Annotated in this window: 14 protein-coding genes and 1 pseudogene; 13 read left to right on the forward strand and 2 right to left on the reverse strand. The window is 59.1% G+C overall.

Going from position 1 to position 17,284, the window contains the following annotated elements:
- Positions 1–129: 129 nt before the first annotated feature.
- The 6 genes and pseudogenes from ACTRWG_RS20710 to ACTRWG_RS20735 all read left to right on the forward strand — a co-directional run bounded on the left by ACTRWG_RS20710 (position 130) and on the right by ACTRWG_RS20735 (position 7,854).
- A pseudogene (locus tag ACTRWG_RS20710) lies at positions 130–1,220 on the forward strand (IS630 family transposase).
- 83 nt (positions 1,221–1,303) lie between these two features.
- On the forward strand, positions 1,304–2,131 hold the full coding sequence (locus ACTRWG_RS20715) for a helix-turn-helix domain-containing protein (RefSeq protein ID WP_161631043.1): 828 nt from the start codon (positions 1,304–1,306) through the stop codon (positions 2,129–2,131).
- A 189-nt stretch (positions 2,132–2,320) separates the two neighbouring features.
- Positions 2,321–3,268 carry a glycine betaine ABC transporter substrate-binding protein gene (locus tag ACTRWG_RS20720; protein ID WP_051357604.1) on the forward strand — a complete coding sequence of 316 codons (948 nt, stop codon included), beginning with the start codon at positions 2,321–2,323 and terminating at the stop codon, positions 3,266–3,268.
- An 89-nt stretch (positions 3,269–3,357) separates the two neighbouring features.
- Positions 3,358–4,413 carry a quaternary amine ABC transporter ATP-binding protein gene (locus ACTRWG_RS20725; RefSeq protein WP_051357605.1) on the forward strand — a complete coding sequence of 352 codons (1,056 nt, stop codon included), beginning with the start codon at positions 3,358–3,360 and terminating at the stop codon, positions 4,411–4,413.
- Entirely contained in the window at positions 4,410–6,437 is a 2,028-nt protein-coding gene (locus ACTRWG_RS20730; protein ID WP_027233540.1) for an ABC transporter permease, read from the forward strand. Before ACTRWG_RS20725 ends, ACTRWG_RS20730 begins: the two co-directional genes overlap by 4 nt.
- Positions 6,424–7,854: an amidase gene (locus ACTRWG_RS20735; RefSeq protein WP_084299289.1), complete on the forward strand. Its 1,431-nt coding sequence runs from the start codon at positions 6,424–6,426 to the stop codon at positions 7,852–7,854. Before ACTRWG_RS20730 ends, ACTRWG_RS20735 begins: the two co-directional genes overlap by 14 nt.
- A gap of 232 nt (positions 7,855–8,086) precedes the next feature.
- Here ACTRWG_RS20735 and ACTRWG_RS20740 read toward each other — a convergent pair whose 3' ends face one another.
- Together ACTRWG_RS20740 and ACTRWG_RS20745 are read right to left on the reverse strand one after the other, a co-directional pair.
- Complete coding sequence (locus ACTRWG_RS20740; protein WP_027233542.1) at positions 8,087–8,374, reverse strand: DUF1330 domain-containing protein; 288 nt, start codon at positions 8,372–8,374, stop codon at positions 8,087–8,089.
- A complete protein-coding gene (locus tag ACTRWG_RS20745) occupies positions 8,367–9,062 on the reverse strand; it encodes a GntR family transcriptional regulator (RefSeq protein WP_027233543.1) in 696 nt (231 codons plus the stop codon). The genes ACTRWG_RS20740 and ACTRWG_RS20745 overlap by 8 nt, the downstream gene beginning before the upstream one ends.
- A gap of 107 nt (positions 9,063–9,169) precedes the next feature.
- Here ACTRWG_RS20745 and ACTRWG_RS20750 point away from each other — a divergent pair, with 107 nt between their 5' ends.
- From ACTRWG_RS20750 to ACTRWG_RS20780, 7 genes are all read left to right on the forward strand, one after another.
- Positions 9,170–9,772, forward strand: coding sequence for an amino acid synthesis family protein (locus ACTRWG_RS20750; protein WP_027233544.1), 603 nt, complete (start codon positions 9,170–9,172; stop codon positions 9,770–9,772).
- A complete protein-coding gene (locus tag ACTRWG_RS20755; RefSeq protein ID WP_027233545.1) occupies positions 9,744–10,547 on the forward strand; it encodes an alpha/beta fold hydrolase in 804 nt (267 codons plus the stop codon). The genes ACTRWG_RS20750 and ACTRWG_RS20755 overlap by 29 nt, the downstream gene beginning before the upstream one ends.
- Positions 10,544–11,470 carry a flavin reductase gene (locus tag ACTRWG_RS20760; protein WP_027233546.1) on the forward strand — a complete coding sequence of 309 codons (927 nt, stop codon included), beginning with the start codon at positions 10,544–10,546 and terminating at the stop codon, positions 11,468–11,470. Before ACTRWG_RS20755 ends, ACTRWG_RS20760 begins: the two co-directional genes overlap by 4 nt.
- Positions 11,467–12,504: an LLM class flavin-dependent oxidoreductase gene (locus tag ACTRWG_RS20765; RefSeq protein WP_027233547.1), complete on the forward strand. Its 1,038-nt coding sequence runs from the start codon at positions 11,467–11,469 to the stop codon at positions 12,502–12,504. The genes ACTRWG_RS20760 and ACTRWG_RS20765 overlap by 4 nt, the downstream gene beginning before the upstream one ends.
- A gap of 11 nt (positions 12,505–12,515) precedes the next feature.
- Positions 12,516–13,979 (forward strand): aldehyde dehydrogenase, encoded by a 1,464-nt coding sequence (locus tag ACTRWG_RS20770; RefSeq protein WP_027233548.1) that lies wholly within the window; start codon positions 12,516–12,518, stop codon positions 13,977–13,979.
- Positions 13,980–14,148: 169 nt separating this feature from the next.
- The gene (locus ACTRWG_RS20775) at positions 14,149–15,741 is read left to right on the forward strand and encodes a BCCT family transporter (RefSeq protein WP_462829885.1); all 1,593 of its coding nucleotides are present in this window, start codon (positions 14,149–14,151) and stop codon (positions 15,739–15,741) included.
- Between the two features lie 74 nt (positions 15,742–15,815).
- Entirely contained in the window at positions 15,816–17,264 is a 1,449-nt protein-coding gene (locus ACTRWG_RS20780) for an NAD-dependent succinate-semialdehyde dehydrogenase (protein WP_051357608.1), read from the forward strand.
- Positions 17,265–17,284 lie beyond the last annotated feature (20 nt).

Below are 17,284 nucleotides of genomic sequence, written 5' to 3' on the forward strand. Positions count from 1 at the left end.
CTGAAGGTCTGCAAGCGGCCTGAGGATAGGCCACCACACCCCGGGACTAAACACCTAAAACCAAAAGTGCTAGTGTTCCACACCTGACATAGGATTCCCATCGGTGATGATGTGTGTCAGTGTCGAGGGATGAGACGTGGTGACCTTTACCTGTATCTGAGCCCTGATGGCCGAGCCGAGTTTCAAGCCATTGTTGCCGCCCGAAACACGCCCCGCAAGCTGGTCTGGCGGGCCGAGATCGTGTTGGCGACGGCGGACGGCCACGGTACTTTCGCAATCATGCGGCGCGCGAAGGCGTCGAAGCCGACCGTTTGGCGCTGGCAGGCGCGGTATCTCGACGATGGCCTGGCCGGGCTCAAGCGCGACAAGACGCGGCCGTCGCGGGTGCCGCCGCTGCCTCGGGAGGTGCGCCTGAAGGTGATTGCCAAGACGGTGCAGGAGACCCTTCCGAACGCAACGCATTGGAGCCGCTCGACCATGGCCGAGGCGGTTGGCATCTCGCCGTCGAGCGTCGGCCGCATATGGGCCGATACGGGTCTGAAACCGCATCTGACCAAGTCCTTCAAGGTCTCGAACGTTCCAATGTTCGAAGAAAAGGACACCGATATCGTCGGGCTTAACCTCGATCCGCCAGAGCGGGCGGTGGTGCTCTGCGTCGACGAAAAATCCCAAATTCAAGCGCTTGACCGGACCCAGCCGGGGCTACTGCTGAAGAAGGGCCGCGCCGCCACCATGACCCACGACTACAAGCGTCACGGCACAACCACCCTGTTCGCGGCGCTCGACGTGAAGTCGGGCATGGTGATCGGCGAATGCTTGCCGCGCCACCGGGTCAAGGAATTCCTGAAGTTCCTGCGCCGCATCGACAGGGCCGTCCCGGCGCCGCGTGAGGTGCATCTGGTGCTCGACAACTACGCCACCCACAAGACGCCCGAGATGATGGCCTGGCTGGCAAAGCACCCGCGGTTCAAGTTGCATTTCACGCCCACCAGCGCATCCTGGCTCAACTTCGTTGAACGGTTCGTCGCCGAGATCACGTCCAAACGCATCCGGCGCGGCAGCTATTCCAGCGTCGACGACCTTGAAGCCGCAATCTACAACACCTGCTGCTGCACAACGCCAAGCCGAAGCCCTTCATCTGGACCAAAACGGCTGAAGACATCATCGCCCTAGATCGCCGCGCACTGAACGACCTCGATGAAATCCGGGGCAACAGGTAGCAAGCGTCAGACTCGAAGCACTAGGAGTTGGGGTTCAGGTCTCGCTTACACTGGTGCAGGATGCCGTTTTGGAGAGCATGAATATGGCAGTAAACAATTTTTCGGAAAATCTGCGTTTGTTGTGCAGTTATTCGCGTTCTATTTCTGACCTTTGCGAACGTCTTTCGATTAACCGCCAACAGTTTCATCGATACCTAAACGGCCAAAGCCGACCATCGCACAGAAATATGCTAAAGATTTGCGACCACTTTGGAGTGGAAGAGCACGAAATCCTAATGGACACCCGGGATTTCCGTCAGCTCATTGCGGTGCGGCGTCCTTTGGAGCATGAGGCGGATCCTTTTGGTGAATATATTGCAAAGCTGTATCGGATCAATCCCAACAGCTTAACCGAGATGTTGCCGTTCATTGGCTATTATCATTGTTACTACCGTCCAATTGAGTTTCCAGGGAAAATACAGCGGTCGCTTATGAAGGTGTATCGCGATCGCGGATATATTTACATAAAAAATGTGGAAAACTATGCTTCCGTCAAGCACCGATCACGGCGCACGCTAAAATACACAGGAATCGCGTTCCACACCGGTGAACGGATATTCGTGCATGAGCGTGAAATGAACGCCGGCCAAATGATCTGGACAACTATTCTCTACCCTGCCCAACGCGATCAAACTTCGGTTCTCACTGGCCTAAGCCTTGGAATCAGCAGCGCCGCAACGCGGGACATAGCCTGCTATCACGTCGTTTGGGAACCACTAGGGCAAACTATCGATCTCCGCCAGGCGCTGAAGGCATCAGGTCTATTCAATGAAGATGATCCGGCCATTTCGGATGAAATCCGGGAAGCAACGCTTAATGTCAGTAGAGCTGACAACCATGGATTTGTCGGTCGGCCTTGGTCACATTTCTGAGACTACAGCTGTCGCACCTTGTCTCTATCTTAGATGCAGTACGCGACTTCAGCTCTGGCGATCAATCTGCAACTTTCGTCGGGCTGAATACGCGTAGCGATCATCCGAATGGGAGGAGAGCCCCGTTGTGACCGCAGGACCGTGGTATGCGGCTCCGCGTGACGGCTATATCAACAGGGAGAACTTGACATGAAACCGAAATTTTTAGCCCGGGCAGCCGTCATGGCTGCAACCGCAGCAATACCGGCCACTGAAGTGCTGGCCACTAACCGTACCGAACCAATAGTGGTTCCGGTTGTCAGCGACACTTCCACTGACGTAATTTCGAAAATCCTCGGCGGGACGCTGACTGAAGCGGGTTATAGGGTGGAGTATGTCGAGGCGGATTACACGGCCAGTTTTTCGGGTATTCAAACAGGCGATCTCCAATTCGCCATTTGCTGGCAATCCACCTGGGAGCTTTGCGAAGGTGCAACCGAAAGCGGCAAAGCCGTCAATGCGGGTGTTACTGGAGTGAGTTCCGCCGAAGGCTGGTGGTACCCGGTTTCGCTTAAGGCGCACTGCCCCGGCTTGCCTGACTGGGAGGCACTGAAACAGCCAGCTTGCATTGAGGCGCTGGCTACAGCCGAAACTGCTCCGAAGGCCCGTTTTATTGAGGGCCCGGCTGACTGGATCATGCCAGTTCAAGAGATGGCAGCAGCCTTTGGAATAGATGTTGAGCCTATTGCTTCCGGAAGCGCGGCAGCGCTCGTGGCTACGATCTCGACGGCTGCCCGGCGCGGAGAACCGGTAATCGGCTGGGGATATACGCCGCATTGGTATTTTATGAGTGGTGAGGGTGAATTTGTGAAATTCCCTGAATACAGCCAAGATTGTTACCTTGACCCTGCTTGGGGACTAAACGCTGAAGCGACACATGACTGCAATGTGCAGGTTGGGGCGTTGTGGATCTACGCGAACGCGGAGTTTCTCGACAGTGATGCTGGTGCCAAAACAATCATCGACAAGTTTGAGCTTGCAGATGCCCAGGTTGCAACCATTCTGAAGGCAGTCGACGTGGACGGCATTTCATTGGACGAAGCCGTTGCCAGCTGGATGGTTGAAAATGAAACTATCTGGAAAGCGTGGATTAATTAGAGGCGCCTCAATTCTAGAACTCCGGCCCGGCCGCGCTGAAAGCCGGGCCATCCTTGCCTGTACGGGCTCCCTGCCGAAACGAGGCGAAAATGCCAAAAAATCAGAATTCTATATCTGCAGCCCGGCAAACACTAATTGAATGCCGTTCTGTCTGGAAACTCTACGGTGAAAAGGCGAAGAAGGTCGCCGGTAAGCATGGCCAGGACTTAACATCAGATATTCTAAAGGAAGAAGGGGTTATTTCTGCTGCTCGAAACGTGAGTTTCGATGTGAACAAGGGCGAAATCTTTGTGATAATGGGCCTTTCAGGTTCGGGAAAGTCGACGATGCTTCGCTGCATGACCGGGTTAGCCGAACCAACGCTAGGCTCCCTTAAGGTCAAGGGAACGGATCTTGCGACCGCTTCGCGCGATGAACTGACTACGATACGCCGGCACACAATGGGCATGGTATTCCAGGATTTTGCCTTGCTGCCGCATCTGAGTGTGCTGGACAATATTGCCTTTCCGCTTCGGGTACAGGGCGCGCGCAAGAACGAACGTCTCGCCAGGGCGCGCGAGATGATGGAACTGGTCGGGCTGTCCGGTCGCGAAAACTACTGGCCGCATGAATTGTCCGGTGGCCAGCAGCAGCGGGTTGGCATTGCCAGAAGCCTTACCACAGAACCTGATATCTGGTTCCTGGATGAGCCGTTTTCAGCGCTTGACCCTCTGATCCGGATGGAAATGCAGAACGAGTTCCTGCGCCTGCAGAACCTGCTGCACAAGTCCATCGTCTTCGTAACGCATGATTTTGACGAGGCGGTTCGATTGGCTGACCGGATCGCGATTATGGAGGGAGGCCGCGTAGTGCAGATAGGCACTCCCGAGGAGCTGATCATGCAGCCCGCCAATGAATACGTCGCCGAATTCACAGAAAAAATCCCGCGGAGCAAGGTGGTTCGGGTGCGCACCATTATGGGGAAGGTCCAAGCAGGGCTGGCTGGTGCCCCAGTAAACGCAGATGCTCTTGTCGGCGATGTCGCAGGCAAAGTGCTGGATAGCGGTGACCCGCTGCCTGTAGCCGATGAGACTGGACAGATCATCGGTGCTATTGAAGCACGGCAGGTTGCGGCTGTGCTGATGAACCTGGGGATAGCGGCATGAGTGGGATAAGTGATATTTCTCCTAAAGCGAGCGGCAGGATTGCCTACCCGGGTTGGAAAGCATTGGTTCTGCCAAGCACACTTCTCTTCACCCTGTTGGTTTGGATGACGGTGGAAGAAGGAAGCTGGCTGCACGATTATCCCGAGAGCCGGGTCTGGGAAATTGCGACCTCAGTCACCGTGGCAGTGAAATACCTAGTCAACGAATTCTCTATTGGCGGTGTCAACTTGGCTGAAGTCACGCGCGACATCGCTGATGTCATTGCTATCCCGATGCGGGGGCTACAGGGTTTGCTAGCGGAAGGCTTCACTGTCTACCACGATGACGGCAGCATGACCGTCATCCCCTCGCTTCCCTGGCCGGCGGTAGTTCTGGCGATGACACTTTTCGCTTGGTGGGCTGCCGGTTCGGGCGTGGCGTTTCTTACGTTCTCTTCGCTGATGTATTTTCTGCTCTTCGGGCTGTGGCTGCCGGCAATGTTGACATTGTCCTCAGTACTAGTCGCAGTCTTGGTCAGTTTCGCGCTAGGTCTTATGCTGGGCGTCTGGGGGTATCGCAGTCCTCGTGCCAATGCTGTGCTAATGCCGATCTACGATGTGATGCAAACCATCCCTACGTTTTCCTACTTGGTGCCGGTGCTATTGCTTTTTGGGTTCAACCCAGTGGCGGCGATGATTGCAACAGTGATCTACGCGATGCCACCTATGGCACGAGTAACTACACTGGCGCTTCAGAGGGTTCCGTCCAATATTAATGATTTTGGGTCCATGAGTGGTTGCACCCGGGGTCAAAAGATGTGGCTGGTGATGGTCCCAGCAGCTCGGCAGAATCTGCTGATCGGGCTCAACCAAGTCATCATGCTAACTTTCGCAATGGTGATCATCGCCTCTGTCATCGGCGCGGGCGGCTTGGGCGGCAAGGTCTATCAAGGGCTCAAAGCGTTGAAGATTGGCAATGCGGTCGAGGCCGGAATTGCCATAACCCTTATGGCCATCGCATTGGACCGGATTTCCAGAGCTATTGCTCTGCGGCGACCGAACCATACCGAGCCAGCGCCGGCTTTTTTCTGGCAACAACACAAACTGACCACGATAATGGTTCTGTTCACACCAGCCGCATACTTCTCAGGGTATTTTTTTCCCGCTTTGCAAACCTACCCTGAGATACTGACCGTTTCGACAGGTAGCTTCTGGAACGATGCCATACTCTGGGTAAGCGACAGTTTTTACACTCAGATCAAGGCGGTGCGGGAAGGTGTGATTGGCTATGCAATGCGCCCGATAAAAAACTTCCTTCTTGATGTTCCCTGGAGTGGTTTCATAGCAATTGTCACTGGGCTTGCTTATTGGGCTGGCGGACGGCGACTGGCACTGGTCAGCCTTGGTCTTTTGGGTTTCATTGCCATCACAGGCTACTGGGACGCAGCAATGATATCGCTCTACCTAGTCGCGCTTTCGGTGGTCGTCACGCTGGTTTTGGCATTGCCGATTGGCATCTGGGCTGGGTTGAACGAAAGCGCCGACAGGATCGTCACGCCAATTATCGACACCCTTCAGACACTGCCGAGCTTTGTTTACCTCATACCGGTAGTAATGCTGGTCGGAGTAGGTGAATTCGCCGGCCTCATCGCCATAGTAGCCTATTCCCTGCCCCCCGGAGTGCGATATGCAAAACAGGGCATCCGAAATATCAGCCGCTCTAACATCGAAGTGGCAGATATGTCCGGATGCACAGCCAAGCAGAAGCTGTGGCATGTGCAGCTCCCGCTTGCACTGCCAGATATCATGCTGGGGATCAATCAGACAGTCATGTTCGCCTTCGGGATGCTGGTGATCACTGCGCTGGTAGGCACACGCGGACTAGAACACGACACGCTGGTGGCAATCGCCAAGGTGCAACCCGGAGAGGGCATCGTCGCTGGGCTGGGCATCGCATTCCTATCAATAATCACTGACAGACTGATCGGCCAGGCAAGCCGCAAGCTGCAACAACGCACAAAGCAGAAAAACGATGCAATTAGCTAACCAGATGATAGCGCCGGATACAGCCTTATGCAGGCTGAGCGCGCTAGAAGCACTCGCATTGTTCCGATCGGGGGAGCTGTCACCTGTTGAACTGCTGCAAGCACAAATAAATCGAGCGGCAGAGGTAGAGCCGGTTATCAACGCCTTCACTGAAACCTTCTTTGACACCGCGATGCAGCAGGCGCGGCAGGCCGAACGGCGCTATCTTGATCGCACAGGGGATTTGCGCCCGCTGGAAGGGCTAACTGTCACTGTCAAAGACGTTATTGATCAGAAAGGTGCCCGGACTACCTACGGGAGTCTTGTTTACCGAGACAATCTGGCACACCGCGACCATCCCGTTGTTGCCAGGATCCGGCAAGCCGGAGGTATAATCCATGCACGCACAACAACGTCGGAACTGGCGTTCGGCTGGATTACTGCAACACGGCTTTGGGGTGTGACACGAAACCCCTGGAACCCGGCGCTATCACCAGGAGGCTCCTCTGGCGGCGCTGCTGCCAGTCTTGCTGCAGGGACTAGTACACTGGCAATTGGTTCGGACAGCGCAGGGTCAATCCGGGTGCCAGCCTCGCTTTGCGGGGTCGTAGGCTACAAACCGCCTGCCGGTCGTGTGCCCGACCCGGCAGAGGGGCATGACCCCTACAATGCGATTGGACCATTGGCGCGCAGTGTAGGAGACTGCGCGTTGCTGCTAAACGTGATCAGCGGTGGACATCCCTCCGACATCGGCTCACTGCGTGAGCGTTTAGAGCTGCCGCTCACCAATTTGGGCGAAGAACCACTCCGTGTCGCGCTTTCGCTTGATCTTGGCAAGTCATCTCCTGCCAGAAACATCGTAAGTGTCATCCGCGACTTTGCCACACGAATGCAGCAGGCGGGTATTTCCGTTGAGGAACCTAGTATCAGTTGGCCAGGTACCGTGATTGATGACGCAAAGGACTACGCTGTTAGTCTGATCGCAGAAAGCTTGAGCGGAATGCTTCAGCAACATGGCGCAGATGTATGTGACTATATCACAAGTGTCGGAGCTGCCGCGCGCAACTGCCCATGCACAGCGATCCCTCGTGCGTTTGAGACCAAGAAGCGACTCTATGCCGAGCTTTCTGCTATTCTCCACTCGGCTGACGCGCTTATTTGCCCAGTGGTCCTGACCAACTGCGTTGGTGCTGAGCAGCGCCCTTGGGAACGAATGATTGTGAACGGGGCCGAACTTGACAGTGACTATGACTGGGTGACAACACCCCATTTCAATATGTTAGGGCAACTACCTGCTCTGGCGGTTCCAATCGGCTGCGATGGGGGCGGGCTTCCGGTCGGTATTCAGATTGTCACCCGGCCGTATGATGATCAGCGCGCTTTCCGTGTTGCGGCGGCAGTGGAGCGAATAGTCCGGACGGCAACTAGAGGCTTCTAACATCTTCAAATCGAAATCGCCCACTGGGACTCTGATTAGAGCAAACACTCCAGCCACGCGGCTTTTCTTTCTCATCTCCTGCAAACAGTATGAATGCGTTGCACGATCACCCTCGAGTTAAGGCAAGGTATTGAGCTCATTGGCACCAGCCAAACTAATGACCAGTGACCTCAACGGTACTGCTCCAAATGTTTGCCGAACCTTTACGCCCGTATTCTCATTGAAGGTATACTCAAATCAAGCCCTCGATGATAGCAATGTCTGCAACGCAAGCACCTGCGCGTTCGGCTCTTGCCGTGCGGTAAGCCGGGGAGTTGTAGCAGGCGCGGGCTTGCTCCAGACTATCGAATTCGATGATCACTCTTCGCTGCCAGTCGCGGCCTTCAAGAGTTTCCGCTTCACCCCTTGCTAGAAATCGTGCCCCAAAATCCGCGAATGCCGCCGGGGCAGCGGCTTGGTATCCGCTGTAACGGTCGGGGTCCGTGATTGTTACGTTGGCGATCCAATAGGCTTTAGGCATTGCGAGTTTTGGCCTCTTCCTGGTTGAGCGTCCGCTTGGCAACAGCGGCCGCTTCCGTCAGGTGGCTCTGGACTGCGGCTCTGGCGGCCTCGGCGTTGCCTGACGTGATAGCCTTGCAGATATCCTGCATATGGGCGGGGCCGGGTTTTCGCCGCTCTGCGGTCGAGAGCGTCACCGCCCGCAGCCGGCTGATGCGGCCGTTCAGACGCTGGACGATTTCCCAGGCTACGTTGTGGCCGGCGCCTTCGAAGATGATCCGGTAGAACTCGGTCGTGGCGTTCAGCATCGGACCGGGAACACCTGCCGCAACGGCCTCTTGCAGCCTGCGCAGCGCGGAGTTCAGCATTTCCGCCAGCTGCGGCGTGATGTTGCGGGCGCATTCGGTGGCGGCGGCGGTCTCCAGCATCTGGCGGATGTCGTAGATCTGCCGTGCGTCTTCCCACCCCAGTTGCGCCACGATCGGCCCTTTGCCGGGCAGGATTTCCACCAACCCCTCCGCCTCCAGGTAGCGGATGGTTTCGCGCACGACGGTGCGGCTGACGCCGAGCTGCTCGCACAGAGGGCGCTCCACCAGCCGTTCACCTGGGGCAAACTTTCCGGAGACAATAGCCTCGCGCATCCGTTCCTGCACGATATCGCGCAGGGTCTGCGGGTGGTGGTCTATTTTGCTCATGATGGGGTTGGTCATATTGCATCCAATAGCAACAGGGACAGGGTGGAACAAGTGTGCATTGACATACTGTATGATGGTATACCATATTACGCAGAATGGAATCAAACAGGAAAGATCTGCCCATGCCCGCCGAAATCCGAAAGACGCTACTGCATGTCGAAGAGACCCTGATTGAGGGCGGCAAGGCAGCGGAAACCCCGTTCAAGATGATTGCTGCGGTGGCGGTGATCAAAAATCCCTGGGCAGGGCAGGGCTTTGTCGAGGATCTGCGTCCGGCAATCCATGACTGCGCGCCGGGGCTGGGCGAGAAGTTGACCGCGATGATCCTGGAGGCTGCAGGCGGCGGCGACAAGGTCGAGGGCTACGGGAAATCCGCCATCGTCGGGGTCAGTGGCGAGGTAGAGCATGCCTCTGCTCTCATCCACACCCTGCGGTTTGGCAACCACTTCCGCGAGGCGGTGGGGGCGAAGTCTTATCTGGCATTCACCAACACCCGCGGGCCGGCCAATGCGCCCCTGCAAATTCCGCTGATGGACAAGAACGACGGCGGGCGGCGCAGCCATTACCTGACCATCCAGTTGTCCGTCGCGGACGCGCCGGCGCCGGACGAGATTGTGATCGCGTTGGGAGCCTCCATCGGCGGTCGGCCGCATCACCGCATCGGGGACCGCTACCAGGATTTGAAGGAGCTGGGCCATGACGCTGACAACCCTGCAGCTGTCTAAGCCTTTCGGGGCTGTCACCTGCCAGCGGTCAGGGCAGGGTGCGCCTGTTGTGCTGCTCCATGGAGTGGGGATGCAATCGGCGGCCTGGGCGCCGCAGATCACTGCGCTTTCTGGAACCCATGAGGTGATCGCACTGGATTTGCCCGGTCATGGTGGCAGTGACCTGTTGCCCGAAGCGGCAGAACTGCCGGATTACGTGGCCTGGTTGCACGCGGTGATCCAAGCGCTGGACCTTGGCCCAGTGTATCTCGCGGGTCACTCCATGGGGGCGCTGATTGCCGGTGGTTATGCCGCCAGCCATCCTGAGAACGTGGCCCGGGTGGCGTTGTTGAATGGGGTGTTCCGGCGATCGGCGGAGGCCAGGGCCGCGGTTGAAGCGCGCGCTGCCGAAATCCGCGCTGGCAGCTTTGATCTGGAAACACCGCTGGCGCGATGGTTCGGGGAGAGTGAGGCTGACCAGGCGGCACGGGCGCAGGTGGCCGAATGGCTGTCGGGCGTGGACCTGGCGGGTTACGCCGCCGCCTATACCGCCTTTGCCCGCGGCGACAGCACCTATGCCGATGGGTTCGGCGGTATCCGTTGCCCGCTGCTGGCGCTGACCGGCGATGGCGATCCGAACTCGACACCCGCGATGGCGCAAGCCATGGCGGATGCCGCGCCGCAGGGCAGGGCGGTTGTCATCGAAGGCCACCGGCATATGGTCAACCTGACTGCCCCCGCAGAGGTCAACGCGGCCCTGCACGACTGGCTGAACACCGAAGGAGCAACGACATGAGCGAGATCGACCCGCGCGCCCTGCGAAACGCCTTCGGCACCTTCATGACCGGCGTCACCGTGGTGACAACGCACGATCCGGACGGAAACCCGATCGGCTTTACTGCCAACTCCTTCACCTCAGTGTCGCTGGACCCGCCTCTGGTACTGGTGTGCATCGCCAACTCCTCCAGCAACTACGCCGCGTTCGAGCAGGCCGAGGGCTTTGCCGTCAATGTGCTGGCGGAGGACCAGAAGGGCGTCTCCAACACTTTCGCCCGCCCGGTCGAGGACCGTTTTGCCGCCGTCAGCTGGCAGCAGGGGCCGCAGGGCAGCCCGGTGTTCGAGGGTGTCTCCGCCTGGTTCGACTGTTCCATGCACAACCGGGTGGAGGCGGGCGACCACCTGATCCTGATCGGCCGGGTGGAGGCGTTTGAAACCTCGCCTGCGCCGGGTCTCGGCTATGCCCGCGGCGCCTATGTGACAGCAGCGGCGGAGGCCGAGGCCCTGACCCAGGGCGCCAAGCTGATCGTCTCGGCATTGATCGAGCATGAGGGCAAGGTGCTGCTCCTGGGCAACGACCAGGGCAAGCTGACGCTGCCTGAAATCCGTGTCGGCAAGGAGGGCGCCTCTGCCGCCCTGGCCAAGCTGATTGCGGACACCGGCGTCGAGGCGGAGCCGGGGTTCATTTATTCCGTCTACGAAGACAAAGCGCGCGAACATCAGCACATCTCGTTTCTGTGCCAATCGGCCGGCGGCACACCGGCCAAGGGTGTTTTCACGGCACTGACCCAATCCACGCTGATGGACATTGCCGATGCGGCGATGTGCACCATGCTGGAGCGGTTCGCCAGTGAGGCCCGGATGGGCAATTTCGGGGTGTATTATGGCAATCAGACCACCGGGCAGGTCCGCCCCGTGGCGACAGGGAGCAAGGGCGCATGAAATTTTCCCTCTTTGCGCATATGGAGCGGATTTCCGCGGCAGACGATCAGAAGCGGCTGTATGACGAGTTCATCCAGCTGTGCAAAATTGCCGACGACGGCGGCATGCATGCGGTTTGGACCGGCGAACACCACGGGATGAACTTCACCATCTCGCCGAACCCGTTTCTGAACCTGATTGATGTGGCGCGGCACACCAAGCACGTGCGGCTGGGCACTGGCACGGTAATTGCGCCGTTCTGGCATCCGATCCGGCTGGCGGGCGAGGCGGCGATGACCGATATTATCACCGAAGGCCGCCTGGACCTGGGCATCGCCCGGGGCGCCTATTCGTTTGAATACGAGCGCATGATGCCCGGCATGGACGCCTGGGAGGCGGGCCAGCGGATGCGGGAGCTGATCCCGGCGGTGCAGGGCCTGTGGCAGGGCGACTATGCGCAGGAGGGGGAGTTTCATTCCTTCCCGAAAACCACGTCTTCCCCGAAACCGGTGCAAGAGAACGGTCCGCCGATCTGGATCGCGGCGCGCGATCCCAACAGCCACGAGTTCGCCGTGGCCAATGGCTGCAACGTGCAGGTGACGCCGCTGTGGAAGGGTGATGAGGAAATCACTGACCTGATGGGCAAGTTCAACGATGCCTGTGCCAAGCACGCCGATGTGCCGCGGCCCAAGATCATGCTGCTGCAGCACACCTATGTCGCGGACAGCGCCGAGGATGTGAAACGCGGGGCGGAGGAGCTCAACCGCTTCTTCTGCTACTTCGGGGCCTGGTTCATGAACAAGCGCGAGATCCGCCAGGGCCTGATCGACCCGCTGAGTGACGAGGAAATTGCAGCGCATCCGTTCTACTCGCCTGAGGCAATGGAGCGCGACCTGGTGATCGGGGAACCGGCGGCGGTGATTGAACGGCTGAAGAAATACGAGGCCCTGGGCTATGATGAATACTCGTTCTGGATCGACTCCAGCATGAGCTTCGAGCGCAAGAAGGCCTCGCTTGAGCGGTTCATCACCGACGTCATGCCAGCGTTTCAGTGAGGAAACCGAAAATGCAGACTTTCCAGCACTATATCGGGGGCGCCTTCGAGGAAGCGGGCGCCACCTTCGCAAGCCTTGACCCTGCCACCGGCAAACCCTGGGCGCAGATGCCTGCCGCTTCGGCGGCGGATGTAGACCGGGCGGTAAGGGCAGCAGAAGCTGCGTTTTTCTCTAGCGAATGGGCGGGTATGACCGCCACTCAGCGCGGCAAGCTGCTGATGCGGCTAGCCGATCTGGTGGCGGAAAACGCCCCGCGGCTGGCGGAGCTGGAAACCCGCGACACCGGCAAGATCATCCGCGAGACCTCGGCCCAGATCGCCTATGTGGCGGAATACTACCGCTACTATGCCGGCCTTGCCGACAAGATCGAAGGCGCGCATTTGCCGATCGACAAGCCGGACATGGAGGTCTGGCTGCGGCGCGAACCGGTGGGGGTGGTGGCCGCCATCGTGCCGTGGAATTCGCAGCTGTTCCTGTCGGCGGTGAAAATCGGCCCGGCGCTGGCGGCGGGCTGCACGGTGGTGCTGAAAGCCTCGGAGGAAGGCCCGGCACCTATGCTCGAATTCGCCCGGATCTTTGACCAGGCCGGCTTTCCACCCGGCGCTTTGAACGTGATCACCGGCGGGCCGGAGGCGGGTGCTGCGCTGACCAGCCACGCTTCGGTCGCTCATGTCGCCTTCACCGGCGGGCCGGAGACCGCCCGCCATATCGTGCGCAATTCCGCGGAAAACCTCGCCTCCACCTCGCTGGAGCTGGGCGGTAAGTCGCCCTTCATTGTGTTTGACGACGCCGATCTGGAAAGCGCGGTGAATGCGCAGGTGTCGGGCATTTTTGCTGCGACCGGGCAAAGCTGTGTCGCAGGATCGCGGCTGGTGATCCAGAAGGGCATCAAGGACGCCTTCCTTGCGCGGCTGAAAGAGAAAGCCGAAGCGGTGGTCATTGGCGCGCCGGATGACATGGCGACCGAAGTCGGGCCGCTCTGCACTCTGAAACAGCGCGACCATGCGGTGCACCTGATCGAGGCGTCGGTGAAGGCGGGGGCCAAGCTGGTCACCGGCGGCACCGTGCCGGAAGGGGAGGGCTTCTTTTTCCCGCCGACGGTTCTGGACTGCTCGGACGCGCCGGACGCCCCCTGCCTGTCGAACGAATTCTTCGGCCCTGTTTTGTCAGTGGTAGAGTTTGAGACCGAGGCCGAGGCCCTGGAGATTGCCAACACGACCGCTTTTGGCTTGGCCTCCGGCGTCTTCACCCGCGATCTCACCCGCGCGCACCGGATGATCCGCGGCATCCGCGCGGGCATCGTTTGGGTCAATACCTACCGCGCCGTGAGCCCGATTGCGCCCTTTGGCGGCCACGGCCTGTCTGGCCACGGCCGCGAGGGCGGCCTGCAGGCGGCTCTGGATTATACCAAGGTCAAGGCGGTCTGGCTGCGCACATCGGACGATCCGATCCCGGATCCCTTCGTCATGCGGTAGGGCCGGACTAACCCCATCGGAGGACATTTACACCACCGGCTGCGCTTGCGCGCGGCCGGACACACGCGGTCGTTGCCTAAGGGAGGAAACCATGGCGAGAAACGACAAACCCGGTCCCGGGGGCCTGCTGGTCGCCGGACAAGGGCCATTCAAAGGACTGCACAACGGCATGAGCATCGCCTCTAAGGCAATGATTGCTGCCTTTGTGGTGTTCACCATCCTGAACGTGGACTACGCGGGCAAGATCTTTGGCGGCATCCGCTCCTGGGTCGAAGGCGCGCTCAGCTGGTACTACATCAGCTCGGTCATCATTATTCTGTTTGCCTGCCTGTTCCTGATGTTCAGCCGCTTCGGCTCGATCCGCCTCGGGGATGATGATTCCAGGCCGGAATTTAGCCGCTTCTCCTGGTTTGCCATGCTGTTTTCGGCGTCGGTGTCGATCGGCATTATGTTCTTCGGCGTCGCGGAGCCGCTGTTCTATTTCGACACGTCAGCGGGCTGGGGCTATCCCAACAACCCGTTTGCCGATGCCTCGGGACATACCGGCATGAGCCTTGAGCGGGCCGTGGATGCGGTGCGCGTGACCAACTTCCACTGGGGGCTGCACGGTTGGGCGATCTACACGCTGACCGGTCTGGCGCTTGGCTATTTTGCCTTCCGCAAGAAGCTGCCGCTGACCTTCCGGTCGGCGCTGTACCCGGTGCTGGGCGAGCGGATTTATGGCCCGGCGGGCCATGCGGCCGATCTGCTGGCCGTGTTCGGGACCGTCTTCGGCATCGCCACCTCGATGGGGCTGGGGGTGAACCAGATGGCCCATGGCCTGAACGTTCTGTTCGGTGTCGATCCGGGCGTGGGCACCCAGGTCGTGTTGGTCATTATCATTTCTGTCGTGGCGACCTTGTCGGCGGTTTCCGGCATCGGCCGAGGCATCAAGATCTTGTCGGAGTGGAACGTCGTGCTGACCATCGCTCTGATCCTGTTCTTTGTGATCGCCGGGCCGACCCAGTGGCTGGCCGGCTTCTTTCTGAACGCGACAGGCGATTACGTGACGCAGTTCCTGTCGATGGGCTTCTGGACCGCGTCGGCACCGGGAGATGTCGCCTGGCAGGGGGGCTGGACCATTTTCTACTGGGGCTGGTGGCTGAGCTGGGCCCCCTTTGTGGGCATGTTCATTGCCCGCATTTCCAAGGGTCGCACCATCCGGGAGTTCATGTTCGGTGCCATGCTGGTGCCAACCACGATGGCATTCATCTGGATCTCGGTGTTCGGCGGCAACGCATTGTTCCTGGAGCTGAACGCCGAGGGCGGCGCGGGCACCGCGGGACTGATCGCCATGGTCAACAGCTGGAATCTAGGAGGCACCCTGTTCGGCACTATAGATCTGCTGGCAGACGGCGGCACGCTTGCCTGGGCGATCTCGGCGCTGACCACCTTTCTGCTGGCCACCTGGTTCATTACCAGCTCGGACTCCGGCACGCTGGTGGTCACGACGATCCTGTCGATGGGCAACGCGCATCCGCCGAAGATCCACCGGATCATCTGGGGCGCGGCACAGGGGCTGGTGGCGGCGGTGCTGCTGATGGCAGGTGGGCTGTCGGCGCTGCAGACCGCGGCAATTGCCGCTGCGCTGCCGATCTCGGTCCTGGTGGTGATGATGGCCTGGGGGGTGATCAAATCGCTCCTGGAAGATCCGGCTGCGGTCTCTGGTGCGGCCGAGAGCGCACCGGACGGCACCGCCATGGATGGCGACCTGCACGCCTGATCCGGCTGACGGCCAATACGATACCGGGCCGGGGGAATCCCGCACCTTTCTCAACTGAACTGGAGTACTCAGAAATGTTCTCACTCTCCCGTCCCGATCTGTTGCTGCAGGACGCCTATCTGAATGGCGAATGGCAGGGACGCAGCACCCGTTTCCCGGTGCACAATCCGTCCACCGGCGAAGTGCTGGCCGAGGTGGCCGATTGCACGGTCGAAGACGCCAGGGCGGCCATTGACGCGGCAAAGGCCGCGCAAAAGAACTGGGCGCAGTATACCGGCAAAGAACGCGCAACAGTTCTGCGCAAGTGGTTCGACTTGATGGTTGCTCATGCTGACGACCTCGCCGCGATCCTGACCGCCGAGATGGGCAAACCGCTCAACGAAGCAAAGGGCGAGATCATGTATGGCGCCAGCTTCATCGAATGGTTCGCGGAAGAGGCCAAGCGGGTTTATGGCGACACTATCCCCGGCCATCAGCGCGACAAGCGTATTATGGTGTTAAAACAGCCGGTGGGCGTGGTCGGCGCGATAACGCCCTGGAATTTTCCCAACGCCATGATCACCCGCAAGGCTGGTCCGGCGCTGGCGGCGGGTTGCGCCATGGTTGTCCGGCCTGCCAGCGAGACCCCATTGTCAGCTCTGGCAATCGCCAAGCTGGCTGAGGAAGCAGGCATTCCTGCGGGTATTTTCTCGGTGCTGCCATCGACCGACAGTAAGGGTATCGGGCTGGAATTCTGCGAAAACCCGGCGATGCGGAAAATCAGTTTTACTGGATCCACCAATGTTGGCAGCATCCTGATGCGCCAGGGCGCGGGACAGATCAAGAAGCTGTCGCTGGAACTGGGCGGAAACGCGCCTTTCATCGTGTTCGATGACGCCGATCTGGATGCTGCAGTCGAAGGCGCGCTGATCTCGAAATTCCGCAACGCCGGCCAGACATGTGTCTGCACCAACCGGATATATGTGCAGGATGCCGTCCATGATGCCTTTGTGGAGAAGCTCTCAGCGGCCGTAGCGGCTCTTCCGGTTGGCGACGGTTTTGCTGAAGGCACTGCCATTGGGCCGCTGATCAGCGAGGCTGCGGTGGAAAAAGTGGGTGAACACATCAGCGATGCCGTTTCCAAGGGTGGGCAGGTGACCGTCGGCGGCAAGCGGCATGATCTTGGGGGCACCTTTTTCCAGCCGACGGTGATTGCCGGGGTAACCCAAGAGATGGCGGTGGCACGAGAAGAGACCTTTGGCCCGTTGGCGCCTGTTTTCCGGTTTTCGGAAGTGGAGGAAGTACTGAATGCAGCCAATGACACCGAGTTTGGCCTGGCGTCGTATTTCTACAGCCGCGACTTGACCCGGATCTATCGAGTAATGGAGGAGCTTGAATACGGAATGGTAGGCGTTAACACTGGTTTGATCTCTACCGAAGTAGCACCTTTTGGCGGGGTCAAGCAGTCAGGTCTTGGCCGTGAAGGATCAAAATATGGGATCGAGGATTATATGGAGCTGAAATACTGCTGTTTGAGCGTATGAGGGAGATATACAAGTCTGCC

This window comes from Leisingera sp. G5_S3_59_S7 (assembly GCF_054968485.1).

Coding starts and splice junctions, on each gene's coding strand:
- ACTRWG_RS20720 (WP_051357604.1), top strand. CDS start 2,321: ATGAAACCGAAATTTTTAGCCCGGGCAGCCGTCATGGCTGCAACCGCA.
- ACTRWG_RS20770 (WP_027233548.1), top strand. CDS start 12,516: ATGCAGACTTTCCAGCACTATATCGGGGGCGCCTTCGAGGAAGCGGGC.
- ACTRWG_RS20745 (WP_027233543.1), bottom strand. CDS start 9,062: ATGACCAACCCCATCATGAGCAAAATAGACCACCACCCGCAGACCCTG.
- ACTRWG_RS20750 (WP_027233544.1), top strand. CDS start 9,170: ATGCCCGCCGAAATCCGAAAGACGCTACTGCATGTCGAAGAGACCCTG.
- ACTRWG_RS20735 (WP_084299289.1), top strand. CDS start 6,424: ATGCAATTAGCTAACCAGATGATAGCGCCGGATACAGCCTTATGCAGG.
- ACTRWG_RS20715 (WP_161631043.1), top strand. CDS start 1,304: ATGGCAGTAAACAATTTTTCGGAAAATCTGCGTTTGTTGTGCAGTTAT.
- ACTRWG_RS20725 (WP_051357605.1), top strand. CDS start 3,358: ATGCCAAAAAATCAGAATTCTATATCTGCAGCCCGGCAAACACTAATT.
- ACTRWG_RS20740 (WP_027233542.1), bottom strand. CDS start 8,374: ATGCCTAAAGCCTATTGGATCGCCAACGTAACAATCACGGACCCCGAC.
- ACTRWG_RS20730 (WP_027233540.1), top strand. CDS start 4,410: ATGAGTGGGATAAGTGATATTTCTCCTAAAGCGAGCGGCAGGATTGCC.
- ACTRWG_RS20775 (WP_462829885.1), top strand. CDS start 14,149: ATGAGCATCGCCTCTAAGGCAATGATTGCTGCCTTTGTGGTGTTCACC.
- ACTRWG_RS20780 (WP_051357608.1), top strand. CDS start 15,816: ATGTTCTCACTCTCCCGTCCCGATCTGTTGCTGCAGGACGCCTATCTG.
- ACTRWG_RS20755 (WP_027233545.1), top strand. CDS start 9,744: ATGACGCTGACAACCCTGCAGCTGTCTAAGCCTTTCGGGGCTGTCACC.
- ACTRWG_RS20765 (WP_027233547.1), top strand. CDS start 11,467: ATGAAATTTTCCCTCTTTGCGCATATGGAGCGGATTTCCGCGGCAGAC.
- ACTRWG_RS20760 (WP_027233546.1), top strand. CDS start 10,544: ATGAGCGAGATCGACCCGCGCGCCCTGCGAAACGCCTTCGGCACCTTC.